The organism is Pseudoalteromonas sp. TB41 (assembly GCF_000497975.1).
Classification (GTDB): domain Bacteria; phylum Pseudomonadota; class Gammaproteobacteria; order Enterobacterales; family Alteromonadaceae; genus Pseudoalteromonas; species Pseudoalteromonas tetraodonis.
Map to the genome: position 1 here is coordinate 32,136 of NZ_AUTH01000003.1, position 16,347 is coordinate 48,482.

Sequence of the window (16,347 nt, forward strand, 5' to 3'; positions counted from 1 at the left end):
AATTGGTATGAGGGTACAGCTATGAGCAATGATATTTCACTACTTCGTCAAGCATTCGTAAGTCAACGTCAATTTTATGATGACCAAAACTTTCCACGCGGATTTAGCCGCAGCGGACACTTTACCCTGTTAGAGGCAAGTATTTTAGAACAGCATGGTGTTGTTTTAAAAAGCCTGTATAACAAAACAGTTGAGCCACAAAACGAACATCAGCAACAATTTGTAAATGCTGTCAGTGGCATAATAGAGCCAAGTAACCCAATTGAGCGAGCATGGGTTAAATATTTAAAGTTAACAACCTGCAAAACAAAATTCCATACATTATTTGGACGCTCAAAAATTTCAGGGCCAACACCAATAAGCCAAGATTATTATTCTGAGGCAGACAATCTATAAGTCACTACAATAGTTGCTTTTTGGCGTTTTAGCAGTTACAACTTGTATAAGCAAACATTTTTGCAAAATTTAAACAGGCTGCCACGTGACGCACAGAATACTTATTGTTGAAGACACCCCCACTATTGCGCGAGTGCAAAAGCATATCGCGCAAAAAATTGGCTATGAAGTTGATATTGCCCAGTCGCTGGCTGAGACTAAAGAGCTAATAAGTAAACATGCTTATTTTTGCGCAGTCGTTGATTTTATATTGCCTGATGCCCCGCAAGGGGAAGCGGTTCCCTGCACGGTTGCAGCAGATATCCCTACCATTGTTATGACTGGCAATATCGATAATCAAACTCGCGACACCGTCGAAAAGTACCCTATTATTGATTACATTATCAAAGGCAATAAACAAGCTTACGAATATTTAGAAAAGCAGCTTTATCGCCTACCTCGCAATAAGCAAGTTAAAGTACTGGTTGTTGATGACTCAGCGTCTACACGCCAATATATTTGTAATTTATTAACACGTCATAAATACCAAATATTACAAGCAGCCGATGGCCTAGAGGCACTTAAAGAGCTTGAAAATACCCCTGACATCTCTGTGATTATCATAGATAAAGAAATGCCTAATATGGGCGGTATTGAACTGTGTAATGAAATTAGGCGCATTTATAGTAATGACGAAAAAGCTATTATTGGTATCTCAGGCGCTACATCGTCTAATTTGTCTGCCTTATTTTTAAAAAATGGGGCAAATGACTACTTGTATAAACCTTTTAATAGTGAAGAATTTTACTGCCGGTTAAGCCAAAACGTCGATATGCTAGAGCATATCGAAACTATAAAGCGCCAAGCCAATACTGACTATTTAACTAAACTCCCTAATCGCCGTTACTTTTTTGAAGAGGCCAATAAGTCATTAAAGCAGTTTAAAAAAGCAAAAGCACCAGCCATGTTAGCTATGCTTGATATTGACCATTTTAAAGCTATTAATGATACCTATGGCCATGATGCCGGAGATGAAGTGCTTAAAGGGCTTGCGATATGCTTTAATAAATATTTTGAAAACCAATTGGTTGCCCGTTTAGGCGGAGAAGAATTCGCGGTATTTTTTACTGAGCTAACCGAACAGGAAGCGCTAAAACGACTAGAGAGCTTCAGGCTTTTTATTGAGCTTAACAGTCATGAATTCAGTCAAGCAAACATCAAATTTACGTTATCGATAGGCTTCAGCCACAGTGAAACCTATCAAATTGACGAACTATTAAAACAAGCCGACTTAAAGCTCTACAAAGCCAAAGAGTCGGGTCGTAATAAAGTGGTTTAGTTTTTAAACCACACCAGAGGCTACAATGGCCGCTTTTCTGCGTTTTCGCGATTGATGGTATGAGTCCCAACTAAAAATAGCCAATGCACTCCAAATACACGCAAAGGTAATTACGCGCTCAGCATCAAACACCTCACCATAAAATACCACCGCTAAAATAAACATTAGGCTAGGCCCTATATACTGAAAAAAACCTAACGTTGTATATTGCAAACGCTTAGCCGCGCCGGTAAAACACAGCAGTGGCAGCGTAGTTACTATGCCCGCGCTCACCAATAATACATTGGTTAGCCAATCATTCCCTGGTAAATTTGACGTTTCAGTCGGTACCATTAGCCACCAATAGGTAAGCGCCACGGGTAACAATATTAATGCCTCAATTAAAATCCCAGGCAGAGCATCAACTTGTAGCTTTTTACGTAATAGGCCATATAGTGCGAAAGATGTTGCTAATGAAAACGCTACCACGGGGAATGAGCCAAAACTAATTAGCTGTAATAAAACACCTGTAAAAGCTAAAGCAACAGCAGCACCTTGCAACTTACGTAATCGCTCGTTTAAAAACACCATACCAAGCAACACATTCAATAGAGGATTAATGTAGTAACCTAGGCTGGCATCCAACATGTGATTGTTATTGATGGCCCAAATAAACAATCCCCAGTTAAACCCTAGTAAGGTCGAGGTAACAACTAACATCAAAATAAGTTTTGGTTGGATTAAAATGCGTTTAATTTTATCCCAGTAGCTGAGCACACTCACCACCACAATAAGAAACACCACTGACCAAATAACACGGTGCATTAAAATTTCAAATGCTGACACATGTTGGATCATCTTAAAATAAATGGGTGCTAGGCCCCACATAAAAAAAGCGAGGCAGGCAAAAATAGCGCCCTTTCGCTGCTCGGTATCAATCGACATAGTAACCACTTGGTGATTTAAAAGGCCGTCAGTTTACCCCCCTCTCACTTTTTAGCCAACTAAATACGTGCCCGTTCCAAACGCTATTTGTACCGACTGCTCGTTATGTAACTCCATTCGGCACACACATACTTTATTTCCTGAGCGAATCAGCTTAGCGCTAGCAATAAAAACCTCGCCTTTGCCTGGGCGTAAATAGTCGGTGCGTAAATCTATAGTCCCCAGTGTGGCTAGCCTTTTATGTACACTGGGTAAATCTGCATCGTCTAGTTTTCCGATCACACTGGCAGCAGCAAGCATTCCACCGACATTATCAAGTACCGCCGAAATAACTCCGCCATGGAGAATTTTTTGCGCGGGGTTGCCTATTAATACATCTTGCCAAGGAAAGGAGATTTTAGCTTGTTCAGTACTAAGTGACTCCACCGCTATTTTTAAAAATTGGTTAAAAGGCATATTATTAACAAACAACGCCCCTACTTGATCGATCAACATTTCTTTATTCATTATTATTCTCTATGTTTTTAGTGGTACGATGAGTAAAGCACAGCTTGAGGCTATTGTAACCCCCTGCAGATTTTAGTTTATCACTACAGATGTGTGTACCAAGTAATGAAAGCTAAAGACATCCTGATAAAAAACCACTAAAATAGCGCCGATGAATACACTAACTCCTTCTCCTAATACGCTTGTGCGTAAACCCGAAACTGTACTCAAACAAGTGTTTGGTTACAGTGAATTTCGCGACGGTCAAAGTGCAGTAATTGATGCCGCCATAAATGGCCAAGATTCATTAGTATTACTGCCCACCGGTGGTGGTAAATCGGTGTGTTACCAAATACCCGCGTTGGTATTAGAGGGAGTCACCATTGTTATTTCTCCGCTGATCTCTTTAATGCAAGATCAAGTCACCCAGTTACAAGCACTAGGAGTTAAGGCCGCTTATGTCAATAACAGCCTAGCTCGCGAAGAACAACAATTAGTGTATCAGCAACTGCATCAAGGGCTGATAAAGCTACTTTATGTAGCTCCTGAAAAAGTGCTACAACACGATTTTTTAGAACGGCTCTCTCATTTGAATGTTAGCTTGTTTGCTATTGATGAAGCACACTGTGTTTCTCATTGGGGTCACGATTTTAGACCGCATTATTTTCGTTTAAATGAGCTTAAACAACGCTTTGCACATGTGCCTATGATGGCACTCACTGCCACTGCCGATAAAGCGACTCGCTTTGATATTGTTGAGCAACTCAAGCTACAACAGCCCTACATTCATACCGGCAGTTTTGATCGCCCTAATATTCGTTACACCATAGAAGAAAAATTTAAACCTATGGTGCAATTACTGCGTTATTTAAAAGAGCAAAAAAATCAAAGTGGTATTATTTATTGCACCAGTCGTAAACGTGTTGATGATATAGCTGAAAAGCTTGCTGATGCAGGCCTTAATGCTGCCGCTTACCATGCGGGAATGAGTAACGAGCAACGTCAGTTTGTGCAAACCGGATTTGCCCGTGACGATATTCAAATTGTGGTTGCCACCGTTGCCTTTGGTATGGGAATTAACAAGCCTAACGTACGCTTTGTTCTGCATTACGACATTCCAAAAAGTATTGAAGCTTATTACCAAGAAACAGGCCGTGCTGGACGAGATGGGCTGGCTGCAGAGGCCATCATGTATTTTGACCCTGCCGATATAGGCCGAGTTAGACGCTTTTTTGAAGATATTGACGATGAACAACGCCGCCGCGTAGAAGAGCAGCGCTTTAATGCCATGGCCAGCTTTGCCGAAGCACAAACGTGTCGTCGTCAAATATTATTGAACTACTTCAGTGAGTACCAACGCGAGCCCTGTGGGAACTGTGACATTTGCTTAAATCCACCTAAAAGTTTTGATGGCACATTAGTCGCACAGCAAGCGCTTTCATGTGTTTATCGCGCGCAACAACGATTTGGATTGGGTTACATTGTAGAGTTATTACGCGGCGCGAATACTAGCCGCATTCGTGATAACAATCATCATGAACTTAGTACCTATGGCATAGGTAAAGATAAAAGCAGTGAATTTTGGCTTAGTATTTTACGCCAACTTATTCATCAAGGGCTATTAAGCCAAGATATAACCCAAGGCGCTTCATTGCGTTTAACGGAAGCTGCACGCGCTATTTTAAAAGGTGAATATGCGCTGCAATTGGCCGAGCCTCGCTTACAAGCTAAACACGTTTATCAGGATAAGTTAGCGCAGTTTAATTACGATAAAAAACTATTCGCTCGCCTGCGTGCATTGCGTAAAGAGTTAGCCGATGCCGATGATGTGCCGCCTTATGTAGTATTTAACGATAAAACGCTAGCCGAAATGGCGCAGCTTATGCCCACTAACGACAGTGAATTTTTAAAAGTGTCGGGGGTTGGTTTTACTAAATTAAACAAGTATGGCGGTGAGTTTTTAACCGCAATTCGACATTACCTAGCAACGCAATAAGCCCCTTATGACCGAACTTGAATACGATCACACACATCAATGTATTATTATTAAACCGACAGAGCTGCCGCACGATGAAGACTTTGAATTGTGGGGAACGTTATTTTTGCACAGCGATGAAATTAGCATTAATGAGTATGCCGCTGGGGCAGATCGTCATCAACTGCGTTTTAACTATGCTAACCACACATTTAATTTAAATTTTGAGCATTACAGCCAAAGTGTGTGGATTAATGGTGAAGGGCAAGATGCCGACAACCTATTGGCAGCGTTAACATTTTATTTAACTTAAATGCATAGCTAATACCTTATAATCGCTATAAAAATAAAACTAAATCTGTCTTTTACTTATATATCAATAACAATGATGTAAGCTAAGAGTAAGTGTTTTATTTTGCAAAATAGCGCTAAAGAGGGTCAATGTTAAATAGAAAATGGATTGCACGTAGTTGTTTTAGCCTTTCTATTTCGAGTATGTTTATGCTCAGCGTTTGCGCGCAAGAAACGCCACTAGCCCAAAGCTGCCCTAGTGACGACTCATCACAAACTCATGAAAGTAATTTGCGTCGACAAATCGAGTCTCAACCTCCACCGCTTACGACAAATAGTAACGCTAAAATTGCCTCAATTAATCTTAAACAACTTAATGTTTTTAATACCGAACTCGAAGCTGAAAACAACGCACTGTTTCGCTTTGCTAATCGTGCACATATACAAACTGAGCCTGAGGTTATTAAAAGCATTTTATTGTTTAAAGCGGGTGATACTTTTAATCAAAAAACCTTGGCCGAATCTGAGCGGCTACTGCGTAAACAAAACTATTTATATGATGCACAAATTATTGCTGACGAAAATTGTGATGGAAATATTGATGTAACAGTAATTACTCGAGACTTATGGACTTTACTGCCCGAACTTAGCTTTAGCCGCAGTGGTGGCGAAAATAAATCAAGTATTGGTTTTCGCGAATCTAACTTATTTGGTTGGGGCAAACGGTTATCGTTTGCACGTAAAACAGACAGTGACCGAAATGGTTATTTATTTGTTTACGATGATCCTAATATCTTATCAACTCGCTACCGAGGGCGTTTAGAGTATGCCGACAACAGCGACGGCAAAAGTCATTTAGTTGAACTAACCTACCCGTTTTATGCCATCGATACGCCCTATAGTTATGGCGTCCTGAGTTACTCAACCCAACGAGAAGAAGCCTTATACATCAGAGGTGAAAAGTTTAGTGAGTTTGAACAAAAAACCGACCTAAACCAGGTGTTTTTTGGCCACTCTAAAGCCCTTAGTCATAACTGGACCCAGCGCTTGAGCCTTGGTTATATTGATGAGCAACACACTTTCAAAGCGATTGATTCTACCACTACAGCAGTGGCTGAAAACAGAAGCTTAAGTTACCCCTACATCAGCGGCCATTGGTTTGAAGATAACTTTATAAAAGTACGTAACTTTGACAGTATTTATCGTACTGAGGATTTAAATTTAGGCTGGAATATCAAAGCCACCCTGGGCTACTCCGATGAATCAATAAGTAACGACGATAGCCGCGCTGTGTACTCGTTTAATTTTAACAAAGCCCATTTTAGCACTAACCATACCCTTTGGCGTTTTCATGCAGATATTCAAGGCTATTGGAATAACAAGAAAAAACAGCTCGAAAACTTGCTCACTACTAGCCAAATTCAATATTATTTAAATACCAGTATTGATCAATCTTGGTATGTAAAAGCAAGGCTGCAATACGCAAAAAACCTCACTAATGATAAACAGCTCACCCTAGGGGGCGAAACTGGACTTCGTGGCTATCCTATGGAATTTCAACATGGGGATCGGAGTTTTTTAGTCAGTTTAGAAAAGCGCTATTACTGGGAATATGACTTACTACAGCTGTTTAAAGTGGGAGGGGCGGCCTTTTTAGATATCGGTCGAGCTTGGTATAACAGCGACTCGAACACTCAGTATCAAGTTGAGAACACCCCAGTGCTAAAAAATGTGGGCTTAGGTTTGCGCCTTGCGCCAAGTCGCGCCAATGCGGGTACCATGATCCACCTTGATATAGCCGCGCCACTAAATAAATATGATGATGTTGACTCGGTACAGTGGCTACTGAGCGTTAAAAATTCTTTTTAAATCACTACTGCGCACAAAGTTAACGCGTTACACTTTACGCCTATCATTATTGTGAGAATACGTTTTGGAATTAATCTCTCTTTTAGAGCTTGTGGGCACACAATATAAGCTAATCGTAACCGTGATTGCGCTGTTGAGCTTTCCGTTATTGTTAAAGCTCACTAAAAAGTTACTCGAAAAAGCCATTAGAGGTAAAATCGATTTACACCGAAAATACCGAGCAGAGTTACTATTAAAAATAATACTCGCCTTTGTTATGTTGTGTTTAGTGTTAGTTTTTTGGGGAATAGAGCTGCGTGGTTTACTAGTATTAGGCTCTTCCTTATTTGCCATGTTAGGTGTTGCGCTGTTTGCGGCTTGGTCATTGCTGAGTAACTTAACCGCGTTTTTACTGATGTTTATTCAAAATGACTGCCGTGTAGGTTATTGGGTAAGAATTGTGGATGGAGCCAACGCCATTGAAGGGCGTATTATTGAAATGGGGCTGATGAATGTCTTACTCGAACACGTTGATGGCCACAGAGTGATTTACCCTAATAACTTATTTGTTACCCGCCCGGTGTTAGTGCTTAATACGGAGCCTAAACCAACAAAAGCGCCTAAAATTAAACGCATTATTGGCCCTAAACCGCGTAGCTAAACAACATCTATTAAAAAACCGCGTTAGCTTAAAACTAAGGCGGTTTTTATATCTACAGATAAAGTCATACCAATTCACTTAATTGAGAAAATTGGTATTAATTATTTAGTTCAGCCGTTTTCAGCTCATCATCTAAATCATTTATCTCATCAATAAAGGTTTCTAACTGCTGCTCTACCAAACTATTTGCATGCGCAAAATAAGCAATATGGAATACGGCATCGCCTTCATTTACCAGTGGCATGGTCTGCTGGCCAATAATAATACCGCTTCGAGGAGCAAGGAGTTCAAGTTCTGAATCGCCAAGCGGACTGCTAATATAAGCAAGCACTTGGCCTTTCATTACTCGCTCACCTAACGATACTTGCGCTCTTACTATGCCGTCTACTTCTGCACGCACCCAACTAGTGGAGCTTGCAATCACAGGATCAGGCAGTTTTTTAGGACGTTTACCGCGTATCATTTTTAAATGTCGCATCACATAATCAACCCCTTGCACGCCTGCAGCAATCGCAATAGGGTCAAAGCGCAGTGCTTCACCCGCCTCATAAGTAATAACAGGTATACCTAAATTAGCGGCTTCACTACGCAGCGAGCCATTACGTAATGACGCATCTATAACCGCAGGCGTACCAAAGGCTTTAGCCATTTGCGCTGTTGCTTCATCGGCTAAATTAGCGCGAATTTGCGGTAAGTTAGTACGGTGAATCGCCCCCGTATGCAAATCAATAATATGCGTACAATGCACAGCTACTTGGTTAAAAAACATATACGCCATGCGACCTGCTAATGAACCACGCTCAGACCCCGGAAAACTTCGGTTCATATCACGGCGATCGGGCAGATAACGCGATTTATGAATAAAACCAAATACATTCACAATCGGAACCGCAATTAATGTACCACGCAGCTGATTAGGGTCGATTTTAGCCAGTAACTGGCGCACAACCTCAACCCCATTTAGTTCGTCGCCGTGTATAGCCGCACACACCATCAATACAGGGCCTTCCATTACACCGTTAACCACTTCAATAGGAATATTAAGCGGTGAATGGGTGTAAAGCTTTGCAGCTTCTAGCGCGAGTGTTTTACGTTCACCTACACCAATACTTTCACCTAATAGGGTGAAAGGTCGGTTAATTTTAACCTTTGCCACGAGTTGCCGTTCCTTTACTTGCAGCATTTTTCTCGATGAAATCAATCACCATGCCCGCAATGTCTTTACCTGTTGCCACTTCAATCCCTTCAAGACCTGGCGATGAATTTACTTCCATAACCAAAGGACCACGAGATGAGCGAAGTAAGTCAACGCCAGCAACGTTTAAGCCCATTGCTTTTGCCGCTGCAACCGCTGTTTTACGCTCTTCTGGCGTAATACGCACCAGTGTAGCGCTACCACCACGGTGAAGGTTTGAGCGGAACTCACCTTCTTGTGCTTGACGTTTCATTGCAGCAATCACTTTATCTCCGAGTACAAAGCAACGAATATCCGCACCACCCGCTTCTTTAATATATTCTTGTACCATGATATTGGCTTTTAAACCCATAAACGCTTCAATAACACTTTCAGCCGCTTTACGTGTTTCAGCAAGTACCACACCAATACCTTGAGTGCCCTCAAGTAGCTTAATTACGACCGGTGCGCCACCTACCATTTCGAGTAAGTCTTTTACGTCATCTGGCTTGCTAGCAAAGCCTGTTACTGGCATGCCTACGCCTTTGCGTGATAATAATTGTAGAGAACGTAATTTATCGCGCGAACGAGAAATAGCCACAGATTCATTAACCGGATAAACACCCATCATTTCAAACTGGCGTAATACAGAACAGCCATAAAAAGTAACTGATGCGCCAATACGCGGAACAATGGCATCAAAATCTTTTAGGTTTTCACCACGATAATGAATTTCAGGCTGCTCTGAGTTTATATTCATATAACAACGTAGCGCGTTAATCACTTTTACTTCATGACCACGTTGCTCAGCCGCTTCAATTAAACGACGCGTTGAATATAAATTTTTGTTGCGAGATAAAATACCAATTTTCATAGTTAAAACCTTAACTAAATTATGTTGAGCAAGCACATATAAGTATGTTTGCTACTCAACGAATTCTTATAATAAATGTGATAAAGCCGGATCAACGACTATACGATTTTCCATAGCTGTGCGTCCTAATAACATTCTAAACTTCATTGACGCACGACTTGTTAATGTAATTTCTATTGGCCAACTAAATTCGCCGGCATGTAATGTAGTTTCAATAAAGTAACGCAATTCTTTTTGGCCACTAGAGCTGGTAACGTACTTCATCTTTTTAACTTTGGCATTGCAGGTAATTTGCGTTTGCTCGTCTTCTTGCAATGGTTGGGCTGTAAATTTAACCCATTTTTCGCCTTCCACTTCATATTCTTCAATATTAATTGCATGAATACAGGAAGTACGTGCACCGGTATCTATTTTTGCTTTAATTTGCTCGATGCCCAGCTCGGGTAAACTCAACCACTCACGCCAACCAACTGTTATTTTTGTCGTCATAAATGTGCCCTTAGTAAAAAAAGTGTTTTATACGCTACAGTCAACAAAACACCAACAAAATAAATTCATCTACTCGATAAGCCGATTTGATTGACCTTTTAAGTTAACTCGTTTAACAATGCACCCCTAACGTATGCACTTAACCATAGGCTAAAAAACAATTTTTTGTTGATTAACTCTACAAAGTAAAGCTAAGTTAAATACACTACAGTCAACTGTATTAAAAATATACTATCTATGAGAAATTATTATGATCAATGGTTTACTTCATGCGCTTATTCTTGATGAACAAGGCGGGGCTCGCCCAATAGAAAACAGTAAACAGTTACACCAATGGCAACCTACTGATGGAAAGCTGTGGGTGCATATGGATTACAGTCAAAAAGAAGCCGTTGATTGGTTAAAAAACTGCGGCCAATTAAACGACTACGAACTTGAATCACTCACCGCAGATGAAACACGTCCTCGCATTACTCCTACAATGAATGGCCATATGCTGTTTTTACGTGGAATCAATTTAAACCCAGCGCAAAGCCCTGAAGACATGGTGTCTATTCGCCTATTTATTAATAAAGACGTGGTGATCACTACCCGTAAGCGCCGATTATTATCAGTGCAAGATATTCTAACCTCGTTAAATAATAATGAGGGGCCAAGCAGTATTTCTGAACTAGTGTGTAGCTTAGCGCAAAAGCTCACTTCACGTATGCAAACGGTAATAGATGAACTAGATGAAAGCTTAGATGATTTTGAAGAAGAAATTGATGAACCCAGTAAAAAGTTTGATAACCAAGGCTTGTCGCAACTTCGCCGCCAAACAATCGCGCTAAAACGTTACTTAAAACCGCAAAAAGAAGCGCTCAGCAACATGGTTAATAATCATTACCCATGGCTGTTTGACGAAAATAAAGCCAAGCTAAATGAAACCACCAACTTACTTATTCGCTATTTAGAAGAGCTCGATAGTTCAATAGAACGTGCACTCGTTATTCAGCAAACCATTACTAACCAAGTGTCTGAGCAATTAAATCAGCGTATGTATGTGATGTCGGTAGTGGCGGCTTTATTTTTACCGCTGGGATTTTTAACTGGATTATTAGGTGTCAACGTCGGCGGTATACCAGGGACAGACAGCCCCTATGCATTCACTGCATTTGTCGTTTTTTTGGTTGTTTTGACTGGTGGCATTGGTATTTACTTTAAAAATAAAAAGTGGCTGTAATTACAGCATAGCTCCAACAAGACACAAAAAAGGCGAACATTATTGTTCGCCTTTTGCATTAGACACCCTTACTCTTGAAAGTAAGTGCCCCAACCGTCGTATTCTACATCACATTCAACCGCAAGCTGCGCAAGCTTATCAACGTCTTCCATTATAACGTCAACATCTAATTCGGCTTCAACAACAATGTCAAAGCTCCAAATTTTTTCGCCGTCTTCAAGCTCAAGTTCTGCTGGCTCTTCTACATCGTAACCTAGTTTAAACGCAGCAAGTGCAGCTTGTTCTAACTTAGCAAAGTCTTCACATACAAAGTGGTGTTCTACTTCATAAAGAATTTCCGGATCGGAACCATCTTCAAGTAATGAAGTTACGATGTCTTCACTTATTTCACGCCAGTTTTCCATTATTTCTCTCTCACTTGAGCATCTAATTCTGTTATTTTAGCAGCCATAATGCTGTGCACACTTTTAGCATGTTCACGGGCACTGATACTTTTATCAAGTGCTATGGGGGCTAACATTTCGATATAAATTGTACCATTATCCCAACGATTTAGTTTAATGGTTTTATCGGTTGTGTTCATACATACTGGCACAATAGGCACCTCTGCACTCATTGCCGTATGAAACGCACCAGTTTTAAAGGGAAGTAAGCCTCGACCATAACTGCGCGTCCCCTCAGGGAACATCCACACCGATAAGCCTTTTTGTCGTATTTTAGCCGCTGCTTTAGAAATAGTGCCTGCCGCTTTTGAACGATTCGCCCTGTCGATTAAAATATTACCCGACAACCAATACAGCTGACCAAAAAATGGGATCCACTTCAGACTTTTTTTGCCAACACTCACACAGTTTTTTGGCACCATAGCTGGAACAGTAAATAAATCATAGCTATTTTGATGATTCGCTACATACACAGCGGGCCCCACCTTAAGCGCATCGGGATGATATTTTAGTTCTAATTTAACCCCAAGCATTTTAGCCATTGAGCCAAACCAACTTGCAATAACATGCACATTATTAGGGTGAAATGGTCTAAATATTGATAATAACAAACCAAAAAAACAACTTAATAATATAAACAACAGCATTATTAAAATACGTATAACAGCTAGCAAGTGCGCCTCTCCAATATAACCACAATTATGTATTGCTTTATTATAACGTTATTTTATTGCGCAGACGAGAAAATAGCGCACAAGCGTGCGCTGAAATAAAACAGTCATAAAAAAACGGCTTACCTGAGTAAGCCGTTGTCTAGTTTAGTCTAATTTTTCGAGTGTATTAACTTTGCTCTGCGTCTGAGCTTGGCTCATCTACTTGCTGAGGTGTTAACTCTACAACGGCTTCATCAACGCGCTGCAAGCCACGAGGTAACTTATTGCCTCTTCGGCCTCGCTCACCATGATAATGTTCAAGGTCACTCGGCTTAAGGGTTAATTTACGCTTACCTGCATGCAGCGTTACACTACTGCCTTGCGGTACAACGGCTAATACTTTTACAAACTCTTCGCGGGCTTGCACTTTCGCACCCGGAATAGAAATAATTTTATTGCCTTTACCTTTACCAAGCTTAGGTAAGTCACGCAGTGGGAATAACAACATCCGTCCTTCATTGGAAATCGCCATACAGTAGTCAGTAGCCACTTCGTTAACGCGAATTGGCGAAAGTAATACCCCACCTTTTGGTACACTCACCAACGCTTTACCGTTTTTGTTTTTACTCACTAAATCTTTAAAGTCTGTAATAAAGCCATAACCAGCGTCGGAGGCCATTAACAACACTTGAGCGTCTTCACCCATAACTACGTGCTCAAAGCTTGCTCCCGAGGTTAAGTTAAAGCGCCCTGTCATTGGCTCGCCTTGGCTTCGCGCTGAAGGTAGGCTATGAGCATCAGTGGCAAATGCACGCCCTGCTGAATCTAAAAATACCGCAGGTTGATTACTTTTACCTCGAGCAGATGCCCTATAGCCGTCACCAGCGCGATAACTTAATCCTTCTACATCAAGGTCATGACCTTTACCAACCCGTGCCCAGCCTTTGTCTGATAACACCACGGTGACTGACTCTGATGGTATTAAATCTTTTTCGCTTAGTGCTTTAGCTTCTACACGCTCAATCACTGGCGAACGGCGATCATCACCATACATTTCTGCGGCTTCTTGAATTTCTTTTTTCAATAAGGTCGACATGCGACGGTCTGAGCCCAGTGTTTGCTCTAATTTGTCACGCTCTTTCGCCAATTCATCTTGCTCACCACGAATTTTAAACTCTTCAAGTTTTGCTAAATGACGAAGTTTTAATTCTAAAATGGCTTCTGCTTGAATATCGGTTAAATCAAAGCGCTCCATCAATATTGGTTTGGGCTTATCTTCAGAGCGGATGATTTCTATAACTTCATCAATATTTAAAAAGGCAGCCAGTAAACCTTCTAAAATATGTAATCGTGCCAGCACTTTATCAAGTCGATATTGCAAGCGACGACGTACCGTTTCGCGTCTAAAGGTTAACCACTCGGTTAAAATACTGCGTAAATCTTTAACTTGTGGACGGCCATCTAAGCCGAGCATGTTTAAGTTTACGCGGTAATTTTTTTCAAGATCGGTGGTGGCAAATAAGTGCGCCATTAATGGCTCAGCTTTAATTCGGTTTGAACGCGGCACAATCACAATACGGGTCGGGTTTTCGTGATCAGACTCGTCACGTAAATCAGCCACCATCGGCAGCTTTTTAGCGTTCATTTGCGCTGCAATTTGCTCAAGTACTTTTGCACCCGAACATTGATGCGGTAGCGCAGTAATAACTATATCGCCCTGCTCTTCACAATACACAGCGCGCATTTTAATTGAGCCACGGCCAGTTTTATAAATTTTGTGAATATCAGCTTTAGGCGTAATTATTTCAGCATCAGTTGGGTAATCTGGCGCATGCACTAAATCCAGTAACTCTTCGAGTTCTGTTTTTGGTTTATCAAGTAATAAACAACAGGCACTGGCTACTTCACGCACATTATGCGGCGGTATATCGGTTGCCATACCTACCGCAATACCGGTGACACCATTAAGTAATATATGCGGTAAGCGCGATGGCAATACTAATGGTTCATCCATGGTGCCGTCGAAGTTTGGCGTCCAATCAACAGTCCCTTGGCCTAACTCTTTAAGTAATACTTCAGAGAATTTAGATAAACGCGCTTCGGTATAACGCATTGCCGCAAACGACTTCGGATCATCTGCAGCACCCCAGTTACCTTGACCATCAACCAAGGGGTAGCGATAAGAAAACGGCTGCGCCATAAGTACCATAGCTTCATAACAGGCACTATCACCGTGAGGATGGTATTTACCTAATACGTCACCCACGGTACGGGCTGATTTTTTATACTTTGCATTCGCCGATAACCCCAATTCACTCATCGCATAAATAATACGACGCTGAACTGGTTTTAGGCCGTCACCAACGTGCGGTAAGGCACGATCCATGATCACGTACATTGAATAATTTAAATAAGCGTCTTCGGTAAAACGCCCCATTGTTTGCTGTTCAATTCCTTGCATTAGCAAGGTATCTGTATCACTCATTAAAGCTTACCTAGTTTTTCTTATAGCTTACGCGGTAAATTACGTTTGCGTAATCATCGCTTACCAATAGACTGCCATCATTTAATTGTGCAAATGCAACAGGGCGTCCAAATGTTGTTTCGTCTTGCATAAAGCCGGTGATCAATGGCGTATAGTTAGTTACTTTGGCATTTTCTATGGTTGCCACAGCCACTTTATAACCGACCTTTTTAGAGCGATTCCATGAACCATGCTCAGCAACAAATAACTGTTGTTTGTAGCTATCTGGGAACTGTTTGCCGGTATAAAAATGAATACCTAATGGCGCAACATGCGCCCCCAATGCCAATGCAGGTTGAGTGTAATCAGCAATATTTTTGCCTTCACCAAACTCAGGATCAACAATAACGCCACCATGCACGTATGGAAAACCAAAGTGCTCTTCTTCCTTAGTAATACGGTTTAGCTCATCGGGTGGAATATCATCCCCCATCATGTCGCGGCCGTTATCGCTAAACCATAGCATTTGCGTACTAGGATGAAAGTCAAAACCCACCGTATTACGTACACCTTTGGCTAAAGTCGTTATTTCTTTGGTATCGGTATTTAACGAAAAAATACGGCCAAAGCGAGCATCTTCCTCACAAATATTACACGGTACGCCCACGGGAATTATCAGCTCGCCATTTGGTGCAAAGCGCAAAAACTTCCAACCATGGTGACGCTCTGAGGGTAAATCGCTATAAAACACTTCATACTCAGGATTTTTGAGGTGTTTATCGATATTTTTAAAACGAATAATACGGTGCACTTCACCGACATATAAGTCACCGCCTTTAATTGCTAATCCCGAGGGCATATTTAATCCCTCTGCAATCACTATTTTTTTATCTGCCACGCCATCGCTGTTATGGTCAATCAGTGCATATACATTACCCGCCTTACGCGACCCTGCATACACTATACCTCTGCTTGATACTGCAATTTGCCGTGCATTTTCAACATCATCAGCAAATAAGCTGATTTCAAAACCCGGTGCAGCGGTCAGCTTGTCGAGTATATTTTTCGCCATCACTGGCGATGATATTAAGCCGAGTAACAACAGTGTGCTAAATAATTTATTCATTTG

At 41.2% G+C, this 16,347-nt stretch carries 16 protein-coding genes; 7 read left to right on the top strand and 9 right to left on the bottom strand.

Annotated features, from left to right (window positions below; all coding sequences use genetic code 11):
• The first annotated feature begins 21 nt into the window (after positions 1-21).
• Both L641_RS0100245 and L641_RS0100250 read left to right on the top strand, forming a co-directional pair.
• On the top strand, positions 22-396 hold the full coding sequence (locus tag L641_RS0100245; protein ID WP_008110628.1) for a DUF413 domain-containing protein: 375 nt from the start codon (positions 22-24) through the stop codon (positions 394-396).
• 85 nt (positions 397-481) lie between these two features.
• A complete protein-coding gene (locus tag L641_RS0100250) occupies positions 482-1,714 on the top strand; it encodes a response regulator (RefSeq protein ID WP_024600798.1) in 1,233 nt (410 codons plus the stop codon).
• Positions 1,715-1,717: 3 nt separating this feature from the next.
• Here L641_RS0100250 and rarD read toward each other — a convergent pair whose 3' ends face one another.
• A complete protein-coding gene (gene rarD, locus L641_RS0100255) occupies positions 1,718-2,638 on the bottom strand; it encodes an EamA family transporter RarD (RefSeq protein ID WP_008467760.1) in 921 nt (306 codons plus the stop codon).
• 51 nt (positions 2,639-2,689) lie between these two features.
• Complete coding sequence (locus L641_RS0100260; RefSeq protein WP_008110623.1) at positions 2,690-3,145, bottom strand: thioesterase family protein; 456 nt, start codon at positions 3,143-3,145, stop codon at positions 2,690-2,692.
• Positions 3,146-3,296: 151 nt separating this feature from the next.
• Between L641_RS0100260 and recQ the strand changes: the two genes are divergently transcribed.
• The 4 genes from recQ (at position 3,297) to L641_RS0100280 (ending at position 7,899) form a co-directional block, all read left to right on the top strand.
• Positions 3,297-5,120, top strand: a complete 1,824-nt coding sequence (gene recQ, locus L641_RS0100265; RefSeq protein ID WP_024600799.1) for a DNA helicase RecQ — start codon at positions 3,297-3,299, stop codon at positions 5,118-5,120.
• Between the two features lie 7 nt (positions 5,121-5,127).
• Entirely contained in the window at positions 5,128-5,412 is a 285-nt protein-coding gene (locus L641_RS0100270; RefSeq protein ID WP_008110618.1) for a DUF3630 family protein, read from the top strand.
• A gap of 128 nt (positions 5,413-5,540) precedes the next feature.
• Positions 5,541-7,259 (top strand): POTRA domain-containing protein, encoded by a 1,719-nt coding sequence (locus L641_RS0100275; protein ID WP_024600800.1) that lies wholly within the window; start codon positions 5,541-5,543, stop codon positions 7,257-7,259.
• 64 nt (positions 7,260-7,323) lie between these two features.
• Entirely contained in the window at positions 7,324-7,899 is a 576-nt protein-coding gene (locus L641_RS0100280; RefSeq protein WP_024600801.1) for a mechanosensitive ion channel domain-containing protein, read from the top strand.
• A 97-nt stretch (positions 7,900-7,996) separates the two neighbouring features.
• Here L641_RS0100280 and L641_RS0100285 read toward each other — a convergent pair whose 3' ends face one another.
• From L641_RS0100285 to L641_RS0100295, 3 genes are all read right to left on the bottom strand, one after another.
• A complete protein-coding gene (locus L641_RS0100285) occupies positions 7,997-9,055 on the bottom strand; it encodes a succinylglutamate desuccinylase/aspartoacylase family protein (RefSeq protein WP_008110612.1) in 1,059 nt (352 codons plus the stop codon).
• Complete coding sequence (rimK, locus tag L641_RS0100290; RefSeq protein WP_024600802.1) at positions 9,042-9,947, bottom strand: 30S ribosomal protein S6--L-glutamate ligase; 906 nt, start codon at positions 9,945-9,947, stop codon at positions 9,042-9,044. The genes L641_RS0100285 and rimK overlap by 14 nt, the downstream gene beginning before the upstream one ends.
• Before the next feature lie 66 nt (positions 9,948-10,013).
• Positions 10,014-10,436 (bottom strand): ATP-dependent zinc protease, encoded by a 423-nt coding sequence (locus L641_RS0100295; RefSeq protein ID WP_024600803.1) that lies wholly within the window; start codon positions 10,434-10,436, stop codon positions 10,014-10,016.
• Between the two features lie 250 nt (positions 10,437-10,686).
• Between L641_RS0100295 and L641_RS0100300 the strand changes: the two genes are divergently transcribed.
• The gene (locus L641_RS0100300) at positions 10,687-11,658 is read left to right on the top strand and encodes a zinc transporter ZntB (protein WP_024600804.1); all 972 of its coding nucleotides are present in this window, start codon (positions 10,687-10,689) and stop codon (positions 11,656-11,658) included.
• A gap of 68 nt (positions 11,659-11,726) precedes the next feature.
• Here L641_RS0100300 and rraB read toward each other — a convergent pair whose 3' ends face one another.
• The 4 genes from rraB to L641_RS0100320 all read right to left on the bottom strand — a co-directional run bounded on the left by rraB (position 11,727) and on the right by L641_RS0100320 (position 16,344).
• Positions 11,727-12,062 carry a ribonuclease E inhibitor RraB gene (gene rraB, locus L641_RS0100305; protein WP_024600805.1) on the bottom strand — a complete coding sequence of 112 codons (336 nt, stop codon included), beginning with the start codon at positions 12,060-12,062 and terminating at the stop codon, positions 11,727-11,729.
• Positions 12,062-12,775, bottom strand: coding sequence for a 1-acylglycerol-3-phosphate O-acyltransferase (locus L641_RS0100310; RefSeq protein WP_024600806.1), 714 nt, complete (start codon positions 12,773-12,775; stop codon positions 12,062-12,064). Before L641_RS0100310 ends, rraB begins: the two co-directional genes overlap by 1 nt.
• Positions 12,776-12,941: 166 nt before the next feature.
• Positions 12,942-15,239, bottom strand: a complete 2,298-nt coding sequence (parC, locus tag L641_RS0100315; protein WP_024600807.1) for a DNA topoisomerase IV subunit A — start codon at positions 15,237-15,239, stop codon at positions 12,942-12,944.
• 10 nt (positions 15,240-15,249) lie between these two features.
• Positions 15,250-16,344, bottom strand: a complete 1,095-nt coding sequence (locus L641_RS0100320) for a PQQ-dependent sugar dehydrogenase (RefSeq protein ID WP_024600808.1) — start codon at positions 16,342-16,344, stop codon at positions 15,250-15,252.
• Positions 16,345-16,347: the final 3 nt, after the last annotated feature.